Origin of the sequence: Polyangium jinanense (genome assembly GCF_028435265.1) — a bacterium.
Taxonomy (GTDB): Bacteria; Myxococcota_A; Polyangia; order Polyangiales; family Polyangiaceae; genus Polyangium; species Polyangium jinanense.
On the sequence record NZ_JAGTJK010000028.1, the window covers coordinates 23,053 to 35,814 of the forward strand.

At 69.3% G+C, this 12,762-nt stretch carries 10 protein-coding genes; 4 read left to right on the plus strand and 6 right to left on the minus strand.

Features of this window, described 5'->3' with window-relative positions; all coding sequences use genetic code 11:
* Positions 1-55: 55 nt before the first annotated feature.
* Positions 56-892, plus strand: a complete 837-nt coding sequence (locus KEG38_RS35365) for a hypothetical protein (protein WP_272424750.1) — start codon at positions 56-58, stop codon at positions 890-892.
* Positions 893-1,044: 152 nt separating this feature from the next.
* Complete coding sequence (locus KEG38_RS35370; RefSeq protein WP_272424752.1) at positions 1,045-4,887, plus strand: serine/threonine-protein kinase; 3,843 nt, start codon at positions 1,045-1,047, stop codon at positions 4,885-4,887.
* A 124-nt stretch (positions 4,888-5,011) separates the two neighbouring features.
* On the opposite strand, the gene KEG38_RS35375 is transcribed toward KEG38_RS35370, so the two are convergent.
* The gene (locus tag KEG38_RS35375) at positions 5,012-5,710 is read right to left on the minus strand and encodes a TetR/AcrR family transcriptional regulator (RefSeq protein WP_272424754.1); all 699 of its coding nucleotides are present in this window, start codon (positions 5,708-5,710) and stop codon (positions 5,012-5,014) included.
* Positions 5,711-5,821: 111 nt separating this feature from the next.
* Here KEG38_RS35375 and KEG38_RS35380 point away from each other — a divergent pair, with 111 nt between their 5' ends.
* The gene (locus KEG38_RS35380; protein WP_272424756.1) at positions 5,822-7,303 is read left to right on the plus strand and encodes a flavin-containing monooxygenase; all 1,482 of its coding nucleotides are present in this window, start codon (positions 5,822-5,824) and stop codon (positions 7,301-7,303) included.
* A gap of 68 nt (positions 7,304-7,371) precedes the next feature.
* On the plus strand, positions 7,372-8,175 hold the full coding sequence (locus tag KEG38_RS35385; RefSeq protein WP_272424758.1) for an SDR family NAD(P)-dependent oxidoreductase: 804 nt from the start codon (positions 7,372-7,374) through the stop codon (positions 8,173-8,175).
* A 3-nt stretch (positions 8,176-8,178) separates the two neighbouring features.
* On the opposite strand, the gene KEG38_RS35390 is transcribed toward KEG38_RS35385, so the two are convergent.
* The 5 genes from KEG38_RS35390 to KEG38_RS35410 all read right to left on the minus strand — a co-directional run bounded on the left by KEG38_RS35390 (position 8,179) and on the right by KEG38_RS35410 (position 12,757).
* Positions 8,179-8,610, minus strand: a complete 432-nt coding sequence (locus tag KEG38_RS35390; protein WP_272424760.1) for a SpoIIAA family protein — start codon at positions 8,608-8,610, stop codon at positions 8,179-8,181.
* Positions 8,611-8,728: 118 nt separating this feature from the next.
* Entirely contained in the window at positions 8,729-10,033 is a 1,305-nt protein-coding gene (locus KEG38_RS35395) for a sigma-70 family RNA polymerase sigma factor (RefSeq protein WP_272424761.1), read from the minus strand.
* 167 nt (positions 10,034-10,200) lie between these two features.
* Positions 10,201-10,785, minus strand: coding sequence for a hypothetical protein (locus KEG38_RS35400; RefSeq protein ID WP_272424762.1), 585 nt, complete (start codon positions 10,783-10,785; stop codon positions 10,201-10,203).
* Between the two features lie 54 nt (positions 10,786-10,839).
* The gene (locus tag KEG38_RS35405; protein ID WP_272424765.1) at positions 10,840-12,126 is read right to left on the minus strand and encodes an ABC1 kinase family protein; all 1,287 of its coding nucleotides are present in this window, start codon (positions 12,124-12,126) and stop codon (positions 10,840-10,842) included.
* A 34-nt stretch (positions 12,127-12,160) separates the two neighbouring features.
* Positions 12,161-12,757 (minus strand): LOG family protein, encoded by a 597-nt coding sequence (locus KEG38_RS35410; protein WP_272424766.1) that lies wholly within the window; start codon positions 12,755-12,757, stop codon positions 12,161-12,163.
* Positions 12,758-12,762 lie beyond the last annotated feature (5 nt).

Here is a 12,762-nt window from a genome sequence, read left to right on the forward strand (position 1 = left end):
TCTCGCCGGTATCGAGCTGGGCAGTGGGCACGCGCGTGATTTGCGCGAGGCGTGGATGGATCCGGTGTACGCGGCCGTCGGCACGCCGCCCCCGCCGCTCGCGTCGGGGGACAAGGACGGCGACGGGCTTTCCGACGAGCGCGAGGCCGAGCTCGCTCGTACGTTCGCTCCGATTGTCCTCCTCGATCGCGAGGATCGCGCGCTCCCGGCGTCGGTTCCCTGGGTCATGGAAAAGTCCGATTTCGTGGAGGGAGCCGCGCGCGTGCGCCGCGCACGCAGGGCGTTCGATGACGACGTGCGCAAGGGGAGCGAGCGGCCCGAGGACTGGGTGACGTACGTCAACGTCTACCCGCGGGCGAGCGGCGGAATTCACGTCGAATACTGGTTTTATTACCCGTACAACGACGGGCCGCTTTTTTTCAAGCACGAGAGCGACTGGGAGCACATGACCGTGCGCCTCGACGAGGAGGGCCTCCCGCTCGGGGCGTACCTCGCCCGGCACGAGGACAACAATCCCGGGCCCTTTTTCACGTGGTCCCGGCTCCGCAAGGAGGGCGAGCACCCGGTCGTCCTGTCCGCGCGCGGGACCCACGCGACCTACGCCAACCGCTCGGACCTCGCATGGTTCGAATCGGCCGCCTCGTCGTGCGACGAGCTCGCGACGTGCGGCGATCGGCCCTGGCGGACCTGGGAAGGCGGCGGGCTCTCGCGGCTCGACGACGTGCCCGAGAGCGCGCTCGCGGGGCGGGCATTCCGCTTCGACGGACGATGGGGCGCGGCGGGCTTTTGGCCGGGCACGAGCGCGCCGCGCGGGCCCATGTTCCAGTCGGGGCATTGCGCGGGCGGATTCGCGTCCTGCCGCAAGCCGATTGAAATGGCGAGCCTGCCGTAAACGTCCCGGTCGCGCGGCGGGCTTCCCCGACGGGAAATGTCTGAATGGCGCGAAGGTACGCGCCCGAGCCTCGAATCGAAAGAGAAAACTTCGTTTCGTCGCCCGGCGAGCATGCTTGTGGGCTCCGGTTCTCCAGGGTATCCTGAATCCAAATGCGATCCGGTGAGGTGCTCGACGAACGGTTCGTGCTCGGAACGCGGGCCGGATCCGGAGGGATGGGGACGGTGTGGCGCGCCGTCGACCAGAGCACGGGCATGCCCGTCGCGCTCAAGGTCTTGCGTGATCCCGAGGGAGAGTCGGCGACGCGTTTCCTAAAGGAGGCGCGTATCCTCTCGACGTTCGAGCACCCGCACGTCGTGCGCTACGTGGCCCATGGCATTGCCTCCTCGGGCGAACCTTATCTCGCGATGGAATGGCTCGAAGGCGAGAGCCTGCTCGCGCGCCTCGAGCGAGGCGCGCTTTCCATCGAGGAGAGTTTGTCCCTCGCCCGCCACGTCGCCGAGGCGCTCGGCGCGGCGCACGCGCGGCGGATCGTCCACCGGGACGTGAAGCCGAGCAACCTGTTTCTCGTGGGCGGCTCGGCCGATCGTTTGAAGATCGTCGATTTCGGCATCGCGCAGAGCGGCGTGACGGGCGCGCTCACCCGGACGGGATCGATCCTGGGGACGCCCGGATACATGGCGCCGGAGCAGGCGCGCGGCGACCGCGACGCCGACGCGCGGGCGGACTTGTTCGCCCTCGGGTGTGTCCTGTACGAGTGTTTGGCCGGAAAACCCGCGTTTCAGGGCGCGCACCCGATGGCCCTGCTCGCGAAGCTCCTGCTCGAGGATCCCGCGCGGCTCCGGGATCTGCGCCCCGACGCGCCGGAGCCGCTCACGGCGCTCGTTCATCGTTTGCTCTCCAAGGACCCGGAGAGCCGCCCCGAAGACGGCGCGGCGGTGCGCGTGCTCCTCGATCGCATCGACCTGACCGCGAGGCCGCCCGTCTCCACGGGTGAGCCTCCGCGGGCGTCGCTGACGGGCACGGAGCGGCGGCTCGTCTCGATTGTGGCGGTCGCGCCGCCGCTCGATCGCGAAGTGCCGCGGGATCTCGTGGCCGCGGTGCGGCGCGTGGTCACGCCGCTCGGCGCGCGGGCCCTGGAGCTCTCCTCCGGCGCGGTCGTGGCCGTGCTGCTCGGCGAGGGCAGCGTGGTGGATCAAGCGGCGAACGCGGCGCGTTGCGCCATGTGGATCAAGCTCGCGGCGCCCGAGGCGGCCGTCGTGCTCGTGACGGGGCGCGGCGAGTCCACGAACCGCTTGCCCGTCGGCGAGGCGCTCGAACGCGCGGCGGCGCTGCTCGACGAAGCGCTTTCCGAGAAGCAGGAGGGCGCGCCCGTTCGGATCGACGACAACACGCGCGCGCTGCTCGACGCGCGCTTCGAGTTGGTCGAGCAGGAGGGACGGATCGCGCTGCGTGGCGAGCGCCGGACGGGGCAGGAGAGCCGCACGCTCCTCGGCAGGCCGAGCCCTTTCGTGGGCCGCGAGCGCGAGCTCCGGAACATCCTCGACCTCGTGGCCGAGAGCTTCGAGGAGCGGCGCCCCTCGGCCGTGCTGGTGACGGCGCCTCCGGGGATGGGCAAGTCGCGCCTGCGGCAGGAGCTCTTGCGGGTCATCAAGGAGCGCCACACGAGCGTCGCTTGCACGATCGCGCGGCCCGACGCGATCGGCGCCGGATCGGCCTTCTCGCTGCTCGCGGGCGCGCTGCGCGAGATCCTGCAGATCTCGGCGGGCGAGCCGATCGAGGCGCAGCGCCGCAAGATCGAGCTGCTCACGTCGGTCTTCTCGGACGCGGCGGAGCAACGCACGATCATGGAGTTCCTCGGCGAGCTCGCGGGCGCGCCGTTCCCCGACGAGGGCAGCCCACGCCTGCGCGCGGCGCGTCAGAACCCGCAGCTCATGGCCGATCAGATCGAGTCGGCCTACCGCGAGCTCACGGCGACGGTCGGGGCCACGCGGCCGATCCTCGTGGTACTCGAAGATCTGCACTGGGGAGACGCGCCCTCGCTCAAGGTCCTCGACGCCGTGCTGCGGGACGTCACCGACGTGCCGTTCGTCGTGCTCGCGTTCGCGCGGCCCGCGGTGCACGAGGTCTTCCCGCGCCTCTGGTCGGGCCGGAACGTGCACGAGATCCGGCTCGGTCCCTTGCCGAAGCGCGCCGCGACGGAGCTCGTGTCGGCCGTGCTCGGCGGCGACGTCGCGGCCGAACGCGGCGCGGCGCTCGTCGAGCGCGCCGAGGGAAATGCGTTTTTTCTGGAAGAGCTCATCCGCGCGGTCGCCGACGGTCGGGGCGGCGAGCTGCCGGATACGGTGCTCGGCATGGTCGAGGCGCGCCTCTCCGCGCTCGCGCCCGAATCGCGCCGGTTGCTGCGGGCCGCGAGCATCTTCGGCGAGGTGTTCTGGGAGAGCGGCATCTGCGAGCTGCTCGGCGACGGCATGCCACTCGCCGCGTCGCTCTCGGAGCTCTGCGCGCGAGAGCTCGTCACGCGGCGTCTCCATTCGCGTTTCGCCGGGCAGGAGGAGTACGCGTTCCGCCACGCGATCATCCGCGAGGGCGCGTACGCCATGCTCACCGATCAGGATCGGCACCTCGGCCATCGGCTCGCCGGGGAGTGGCTGAAGCGCGCCGGCGAGCCCGATGCGCTCGTCCTCGCCGAACATTTTCAGCGCGGCCACGACCCCGAGAACGCCGCGGTTCATTACCTCCGCGCGGGCAGCCAGTCGTTTGACCGCGACGACTTTTCCGGCGCGCTTGTCTGCGCGCAGCGCGGGATCGCGTGCGGCGCCGCGGGCGAGGTCCTCGGCAACCTGCAGACGCTCTGCGCGATGGCGCATTGCTGGCGCTCGGAGCTCGAACCCGCGCACCGGACGAGCGTCTCGGCGCTGCCGCTCGTCGCGCGCGGCAGCCGCTGGGAGTGCTTGCTCCTCTTCCACGGCACGTGGGCGTCGCTCGTCGTGGGCGCAGAGGACGATTTCCTCCGCATCGGCAGCCGCTTCATCGACTTCGAGCCCGAGCCCGACGCGCGTCGCGATTACCTGCTCTGGGCCCCGCTCGCCGCCTCCCTGCTCACGTCGTACGGACGGCGCGCGCTTTGCCGCGCCTTGCTCGACCGCGCCGAACGGCTCGCGGCGTCGATGCCTGCGCTCGACCTCGACGTCGTCGGCTCCCTGGCGATCGGGGAGAGCGACGAGCTCCGCGCCTTCGAGCGCGCCCCGTTTCGCCAGCTCGAGCTCACGCGGAGGGCCGTCTCCGCGTTCGAATCCATCGGCGATGCCAGAAACCACATCACCGCGCTGAACCGGCTCGGCCAGGCCCTCGGCGAGCTCGGCGAGCGCGCGGCCGGCGAGCGCGCGCTCCGGTCCGCCGTCGATCTCGCGCGCCGCATTCGGGGACCGTTTGCCCTCCTGCAATCGGAGCTCCACCTCGCGGCGCTGCTCGTCGGCTTCGGCGAGGACACGAAATGGGCCGAGGCGGAGGCCATCGCCGAGCGTGTGCTTTCGGCCTCGGGCGTGAGCGACGGGTATCGCGGCTGGGCGCGCGGCATCCGGGCGCAGATCCTCCTCCACCGCGGCGCCTACGAGGACGCCGCCCGCGAGGCGCGCGCGGCCCTCGCCCTTTGCGCGCGGGTCCCTTTGCGCAAGCTCTGGATCACGACGCTCCTCGTGCGTTGCCTCGTCCTTTTGCGAAAGGCGTCCGAGGCGCGCGCGCTCGCTCGGGAGATCGGCGCGGCGCTCGGCCGGGACGGCGGCGGGTACGTCGAGATCGAGGCGCGGCTCGTCATGGCCGAGGCGTGCGCCGAGCAGGGCGAGATGGAGGAGGCGTCGCGGGCCCTGCGCGACGTCATGGGCCGGATCGAGGCGCGCGCCGCGGAGATCCCGGACGCGGCGCTGCGCTCGCATTACCTCCACGAGGTGCCCGAGAACATCCGCGCACGCTCGCTCGCGGCGGCCTGGCTCTGAGAGGGAGTTCCACAGGCTGCTGCGCGGCTCGATGCGTCGGTCGGCCTCGCTCGACGTACAGTGTACGCCTCGCTCGGCCTCCCTAGCCTCGAGCCGCTCGCGACGCCTGTGGAACTCCCTCTGATCAGCGCGCCTTCGCGGGACGCTTTTTCTTCGGCGGGGCGGGCTCGTTCGTCAGGGAAAACTCTGTCGCGGCGCGGAGCGCGTCGAAGAGCAGCACCTTCGCGAGCGTGACGATCTGCTCGATCGGCACGGACCTGCGCGCCACCCAGTCGATCGACGCGGCCTCGACGAAGCCGATCCAGCCGCGCATCGCCGTGTGGACGAGCGGGCCCATGGCCTCGGGGGGCAGGGCCGCGACGATGCGGCCGAGGAAGATCGTGCGGGTCTCCTCCAGCACCGCCGCGACCTCCGGATCCGAGCCGATTCCGCCCCGCATGAGGGCGACGTACGCGGCGCCGCGTCGCTCCACGTACGCGAGGTAGGTCCGCACGCCCCGCTCGACTTCCTCTTCGGGCGAGGCGTCCTTGGCCGTGCCGAGGGTCGCGTCGAGCAGCTCCGTCGACGCCGCGCGCAGGGCCGCCACGTAAAAATCGCGCTTCGTCGGAAAATAATAATAAAGCAGGCCTTTCGAGATCCCGGCGGCGCGTGCGATGTCGTCGATCGACACCTCGTCGTAGGAGCGCTCGCTGAAGATCGACAGGCCGAGCGCGAGGAGCTGGGCGCGTCGCTCGTCGACCTCCAGTCGAGCGCGCGCGGCGGGCCCTTTTTCGGCCTCCGCCGGGGGCCCTGCCGCGGGCCTCGGCCTTGCTCGGCTCTTCATGAGGCGTGCCTATACCCCCGCCGCCCGGGATGTTCAATCGTCCGGTTTGTTGTTGACTTCGGTTCAACAGCCGGTATCTTCGACTTCACTACTGAACCGGAGTCAACAGCCATGCAGCGCACGCGCGTTTCGGGCTCGGTCACGCCCATCGTCATCGTCGGCAGCGGCTTTGCGGGCCTCGCCATGGCGATCCGGCTGAAGCAGGCCGGCATCCACGACTTCACGATCTTCGAGCAGGCGGGGCGTGTCGGCGGCACCTGGCGCGACAACCATTACCCGGGCGCGGCGTGCGACGTCGAATCGCACCTCTACTCGTTCTCGTTCGAGCCGAACCCGCGCTGGACACGCATGTTCGCGCCGCAGGCCGAGATCCTTTCCTACCTCGAATCCTGCGCCCAGAAGTACGGATTGCTCCCCCACATCCGCCTGAACACCGAGGTCCGAGGCGCCACGTTCGACGAGCGGGAAGGGATCTGGCGGGTCGAGACGAGCGACGGTCGCACGACGACGGCGCGTGTGCTCGTCTCGGCTTGTGGTGGCCTCAACCGGCCGGCGCTGCCCGACATCCCGGGCCTCGGCACGTTCGGCGGAAAAACCTTTCATTCGGCGCGCTGGGACGATTCCGCGGATCTCGAAGGCAAGACGGTGGCGGTCATCGGCACCGGGGCGAGCGCAATCCAGATCGTGCCGGCCATCGCGTCGAAGGTCGGGCGTCTCCACCTCTTCCAGCGCACGCCGCCGTGGATCCTGCCGAAGCGTGATCGCGCGATCTCGGAGGCCGAGCGCGAATGGTTCGCCCGCGTGCCGCTCCTCCAGCGGCTTGCCCGCCTGCGTCAATACTGGTGGCACGAGCTCTTCGCGCTCGGGTTCGTCGCCGAGCCGCGTATCATGAAGCTCGCCGAGCGGCTCGCGCGGGCGTACCTCGCGAACAGCGTGCCGGATCCGGTTTTGCGGGAGAAACTCACGCCTGCGTACACCATGGGCTGCAAGCGCGTCCTGCTCTCGAACGATTATTACCCGGCGCTGCTCCGGCCGAACGTCGAGCTCGTCACCGAGCCGATCGAGGCGATCGAGGCCGAGGGCGTCCGGACGAGCGACGGGGTTTTTCGTGAGGTCGATACGCTCATCCTCGCGACCGGGTTCCAGGCCGCGGAGGCCGTGGCGCCGTTCGCAATCCGCGGGCGGGGCGGGCGCGATTTGAACGACGCGTGGCGCGACGGGCCCGAGGCCTATCGCGGGACGACGATCGCGGGGTTTCCCAATTTCTTCCTGATCGTCGGGCCAAACGTCGGCCTCGGCCATAGCTCCATGGTGTTCATGATCGAATCGCAGGCGGCCTACGTCATGAGCTGCATCGAGGCCATGCAGGCGCGGCGGTGGAAGTTCGTCGACGTGCGTCCCGAGGCGCAAAGCCTGGAGAACCGCAAGCTCCAGGCGCGTTTTCCCCGCACCGTCTGGTCGACCGGATGCGTGAGCTGGTATCAGACCCGGAGCGGCAAGAACACGACGCTCTGGCCCGGCTTCACCTTCGAGTTTCGCCTGAAGACGCGGCGCTTCGATCCCGCGCCTTACGAAGTGGTCCCGATGGCGTGAGTGCCATTGACGGATCGGCGCTTGTCGGGCTTTGATGCGGGCCTGGAGACGAGGAAGAGGAGAACTTCATGGGACTTCGATCATCGGGATGCAGCGTCATCACCGGGGCAGGGGGCGGCTTCGGTCGCGCGCTCGCGTTCGAGCTCGCGGCGCGCGGCGCGCGGCTCGTGCTCTCCGACATCAACCCGGGCGCGGCGGAGGAGACGGCGCGCCTCGCCCTCGCGCGCGGCGCCGCGGGGGTGAAGGCGCTCGGCTGCGACGTGACGAAAATCGAGGAGGTGGAGGCGCTCGCGAATGCCTGCGAGGGACCCGTCGACCTCCTCGTCAACAACGCCGGCGTCAGCAGTGGCGGGCTCGTCGGAGATCTCTCGCTCACGGATTGGCGCTGGACGATCGAGGTCGACCTCTTCGGCGTGATCCACGGCTGCCACGTCTTCGTTCCCCGCATGAAAAAGCAGGGGGCCGGCCATATCCTCAATGTCGCCTCCGCCGCCGGTCTTCTCTGCGCGCCGCGCATGGCCGCCTACAACGCCGCGAAAGCGGGCGTCATCGCGATTTCGGAGACCCTGGCCGTGGAGCTCGACGATACGGGCGTGGGCGTGACCGTTCTGTGTCCGACGTTTTTCAAGACGGACATCGTGAATTCGGGGCGCTTCGCAGATCAGGAGACTCGCAAGATGGCGGACGAACTCATGGCGGGCGGCCGGCCCGTCGAGGAGGTCGTCGTCGCGGCGCTCGTGGCCGTGGAGCGCGACGAGCTTTATGCGGTGCCAATGGCCGACGCGCGCTGGCTCTGGAGGGTGAAGCGCGCTTTGCCGGACGCGTTCCGCAAGATCGTCAGCATGGGCGTGCGTCTGCGTTCGAAGGGCTGACGCTCAAGCGCGCGGCGGCGGCTCGGCGAGCCAGCGGCGCGCCTCCTCAATATTCGCGAAGAATCCGACCGTATACTCGAAAAAATGAGAAAAGAGCACGCGACCGGCGCGCTCGACCATCTCGAGGAGCGCGCGCGTGGTGAAGCTCGGGCCGGCAATGGCGACGCGCCGCAATGGATACTTGCGTTCGACCTGCCGGAAGACCGCGCGTGCATGCGGCTCGAAGCTCCCCATTCGGCTCACCTCGGCCAGGAGGTCGTAGGGGCTGCCTACCCGGTCGCCGACCTGGTGGAGCAGGTCCTTGATGGCCGACGCGTCCGTCTTCGAGACGGGACCCATCACTTCGATGATGAGGAGCGCAGGCGGCTCGAACCTCGCCTGATGAGGGCCGATCCGAAAGGTGCGCGAAAGAAAGGAAACGTCGGGCGTATGCATCGGGCTCGAAGGGAAGCGAAAGGGGAGCTTGCCACGGATCAAGCCCACCGAGAAGCCATCCGCGCGGGGGGCCGAGCGTCCATCGATGGACCTCGCCATCGATGGACGAGCTCGGCCCTCAGCGCAAGCCTTCCAGATAAGAACCGAGCCCCCGCTCCTCCGACCAGGTGCGGAGCTTCTGCAGCGCCTTCGATTCGATCTGCCGAATTCGCTCGCGGCTCAGCGAGAACGAGCGGCCGATCTGCTCCAAGGTATGGTCGTCCTCGCCCGTCAGGCCATAACGAAGCTTCAAGACCTCGCGCTCGCGGGGCGTGAGCGTCTCCAGCATCGCGCTCGCGGCCTCGCGCATGCGGCTGCGCACGAGCGCCTCGTCGGGCGCGTCCGTTTCGCTGGCGAGCGTGTCGCCGAAGCGGAAATCGCCCTCGTCGCCCATGGGCGCGTCGAGGCTGACCGGCGTGAGCGAGAGCGCGCGGACCGCCTGGACCTTGTCGAGCGGCACGCCCGAGCTCTCCGCAATCTCCTCCTGCGAGGGCAATCGCGCGTTTTTCTGCGAGAGTGCCCGCTCCGCGCCGAGCACCCGCCGCCGGCTCGCCGTGAGGTGTACCGGCATGCGAACGTCCTTGCCCTGATAAAGGAGCGCACGCTCGATCGATTGCCGGATCCACCACGCCGCATAGGTACCGAACCGATAGCCGCGCGCATAGTCGAACTTGTCGGCGGCCCGGATGAGGCCGAGGTTCCCCTCCTGCACGAGATCGAGCAGGGGGACGCCGCGGTTTCCATAATGGCGCGCCGTCGCGACCACGAGGCGCAGGTTTGCCCGGACGAGCTCGCCCTTCTCGTGCGCCGCCCGCGCCCGCGCCTTGGCCGAACGATCACGCGCCTCCTCGATGCAAGCCTGCTCGTCGGCCGAGGTGGCCTTCGCGCGTGCGGCGAGCGCCTGATCGAGCCGCTCGACGAGCGTCGGGTCGACCCGCAGCGTGTCGAACGCATCCGCGAGATCCGCGGGCAATGCAGCGTCGTTTCCCGATTCAGAGGCGAGCACGTGTGCTCGTTCGAGTGCGTCGACGAGGCGCCTCGTGGTGTCCGCCGCGTCCGGGGCCTCGCCGTTCAGGAGGAGGTCCCGCGGGTTCGTCTGGCCAGACCGAATTTCCTCCGCAATCGCGGCAAGCGCGTGGATGCTGGCCGGGGAGCGGACGAGCGCGGACAGCGCGTCGCGCTCGGCAAAGGTGATACGACGCCCGAGCTCGGCTTCGGCCTCGCGCGTGAGCGGCTGGCTTGCTTCGAGTCCACGCAGGTAGAGATCGGTCGCGTCCTGGATCGGAGCCGCGCGCGGCGCCGGGGGCGTGGGGCCCTTGGGCGTACGCGGACGACGCTTGCGTGCGGGCTCCTTCGCGGGGCCCGCGATCCTCAGTTTGTTCAATGTGGTCTCCAGGCCCGCGTCCAGCCCGGCGAAAGACGCGGCGGAGGGTGATGCTCGCCGGGGTTACGGAACGTAAGCATCCCTCGCGCGTCCGGAAGGGGGGCGCACAAAAGAATTTCGGGCGAGGGGGCTACCCCAGGCGTCGAATACGAATGATGTGCAGGCGCTCAACCCGTCAGGAGCATGGCCACCATCGCGGCCGAGGCGGTCTCGCCCCAGCTCGCGAACGTCTCGGGGATTCGGACGCTCACGAGCTCCATCGAACCTCCACAACGTAGCGACCCTTCGTAAATGTGCCCGCGCCTCGCGAGATCGAACCCGCAGAGGCCGACGGTCCCCGTGATCGCCTCGGGCCCGATCCAGAGATCGGTGATGCGGCCGCGGAGCAGGCCCTCGACGTGCTGCCGCTTTTCCATGCGCGTCACGCGGAGCCGGAGCGGCTCGGCGCTCCAAAGCCCAACGACCTCGGAGCCGCGGACGGAGGCGCTCAGCGTTTTGCCGAGCACGAGGCCGCGCAGGACCTTGCCGTCGTCCTCGGCGTAGAGGCCGACGTTGACGACTGGCCCGATCGCCGTCCCCTCGCCGATCGTCGCGTTGACGACGTGCCCGCCCGAGCCCTGCAGGAAGAAGTCGTTCGGCCTCCACGGCTCGTCGTAGAGCGTGTCCTGGGAGGGCATGTCCGGCTCCTCGTAACCGCAGGAAGCAGGTGCGAGAAGGGCGAGCGCGAGGAAGGGAAGGGGGAGCCTCTGCATCACGGACCTCGGCGGAGTATAAGCCGGCGGGCGCGTTTCACAACGGCCCTTGCGTCAGACGAGCCCTGCCTCCCGCAGGAACGTCTCCTCCACGGCCGCGTAATCGATCGTCACGTCGAGGCGGGCGAGGACCGAATAAAAGCCGAACTGGAGCCGGTTCATGAAGAGCATGCCGGGCGGGAGCTGCACGAAGTTACCGTCCTTCTTGGACAGCACCTCGTTCTTCATTTCCCGGATGCCCTCGACCAGGCTCGCTGCGTAGGGCCGCGTGATCCGGAACGGCGAGGCGAAAATCGGCTCGAAGCAGCGGCGCGAGTAAGCGACCGCCATTCGCTCGTAGATCCCGCCCTCGGTGAGGAGGATCTTCGTGGCGATGTCGCCGAATGCCGGTTCGTCCCGGCGGAGCGCCGCGAGGTGGAGGTTTCGCGCGAGCGTGAGGCGCTCGCCCTCGATGGGCTGCACGCAGCCGAAATCGAGGAAGATGATCGAGCCGTCGTCCTGGAAGAGGTAATTGCCGGGGTGCGGGTCGGCGTTGAACATGCCGCCGACGAGGTTGCCCTTGAAGACGAACCGCCAGAGCGTGTCCGCATAACGCTCGCGGATGGCTTGGTCCGCCTCGCAGGCCTCTTCCAGGGTTTTTCCCGCCACGAGCTCACTCGTGAGCACGCGCTTGCTCGATCGCTCGGCGATGACCTCGGGAATACGGATCGACCGGTCGCCCTGGTGCAGCGCCGTGAACGCCCGCTGCCTCCGGGCTTCGAGCTCGTAATCGAGCTCCTCGGTGAAGCGCGCCCGGAGCTCGGCGAGCACGGCCTTGGGCTCCAGGCGCTTCGGCCCGAGCACCGCGACCATGCCGCCGAGGACGTCGGCATTTTCGAGATCGCTCTCGACGGCCTTCTCGATGCCGGGGTGCTGCACCTTGACGGCGACCTCGCGGCCGTTGTCTAGCCGCGCCCGGTGCACCTGGCCGATCGAGGCGCTCGCGAACGGCTGCTCGTCCCATTCGGCGAAGAGTTTGTCGATCGGCGCCCCGAGCTCCTCCTCGACCCGGGTGCGGATGGCCACGGGGGACGAGGTCGGCGCCGCATTGCGGAGCTTGCGCATGGCCGTCTCGTAGGCCTCGCGTTGCGCCTCGGGGACCATGCCGTCCACGTAGCTCGCCATCTGACCGGCTTTCGCGGCGAGCCCGCGGAGCGTGCCAAGCATTTCGGCGGCCTTGTTCGCGGCCGCGTCCGCCGCTGACGTGCCGCGGAGCATGCTCGCGCCCGTGCGGGCCCCGACGGCGGCGAGCCGCGCCAGCCTTCCCAGGCGTCCTTCCGGGATCTTTCGTTCGTCGGTCATCGGGGCGGAGGTGTGGGGATCGGACGGGCTCGGTTCAAGGTTTGTCGATCCACCGGCCGATATCGGGGATCTGGAGCTTCGAGAGGCGGTCGAGGAGCGCGTCCATCGAATCGGCCGACGCGCAGAGGGGGCGATGAATGGGGCGAATGAAGCCCTCGGCCATCGCGTGATCGAGGAATGCGACGAGGTGGTCGTAGTAGCCGCGCACGTTGAGCAGGCCGACGGGCTTCTTGTGATAGTTGAGCTGCGACCAGGTCACGACCTCGAAGACCTCTTCGAGCGTGCCCCAGCCGCCGGGGAGGGCGACGAAGGCGTCGGCCATCGAGGCCATCATGGTCTTGCGGGCGTGCATGCTGTCGACGATGAAGAGCTCGGTGAGGCCCTCATGCGCGAGCTCGCGGGTCTTGAGCTTTTCGGGGATGACGCCGTAAACCTTGCCGCCTTTCATGAGCGCGCCTTCGGCGACGGCGCCCATCATGCCGACGCGACCGCCGCCGTAGACGAGATCGATGCCGCGCTCGGCGAGGTAGGCGCCGGCCGCGCGGGCGGCGTCGAGGTAATGAGTCCCGACGCCGCCGGAGGACCCGCAGTAGACCGCGACGCGGCGGAAATGGGTGCGCGTGCTGTTCATGCGCG

Bases quoted from the DNA above. Each gene is read 5' to 3' on its own strand.
- KEG38_RS35405 (WP_272424765.1), bottom strand. From the start codon at position 12,126: ATGACCGACGAACGAAAGATCCCGGAAGGACGCCTGGGAAGGCTGGCG.
- KEG38_RS35380 (WP_272424756.1), top strand. From the start codon at position 5,822: ATGCAGCGCACGCGCGTTTCGGGCTCGGTCACGCCCATCGTCATCGTC.
- KEG38_RS35375 (WP_272424754.1), bottom strand. From the start codon at position 5,710: ATGAAGAGCCGAGCAAGGCCGAGGCCCGCGGCAGGGCCCCCGGCGGAG.
- KEG38_RS35365 (WP_272424750.1), top strand. From the start codon at position 56: ATGGATCCGGTGTACGCGGCCGTCGGCACGCCGCCCCCGCCGCTCGCG.
- KEG38_RS35385 (WP_272424758.1), top strand. From the start codon at position 7,372: ATGGGACTTCGATCATCGGGATGCAGCGTCATCACCGGGGCAGGGGGC.
- KEG38_RS35410 (WP_272424766.1), bottom strand. From the start codon at position 12,757: ATGAACAGCACGCGCACCCATTTCCGCCGCGTCGCGGTCTACTGCGGG.
- KEG38_RS35400 (WP_272424762.1), bottom strand. From the start codon at position 10,785: ATGCAGAGGCTCCCCCTTCCCTTCCTCGCGCTCGCCCTTCTCGCACCT.
- KEG38_RS35370 (WP_272424752.1), top strand. From the start codon at position 1,045: ATGCGATCCGGTGAGGTGCTCGACGAACGGTTCGTGCTCGGAACGCGG.
- KEG38_RS35390 (WP_272424760.1), bottom strand. From the start codon at position 8,610: ATGCATACGCCCGACGTTTCCTTTCTTTCGCGCACCTTTCGGATCGGC.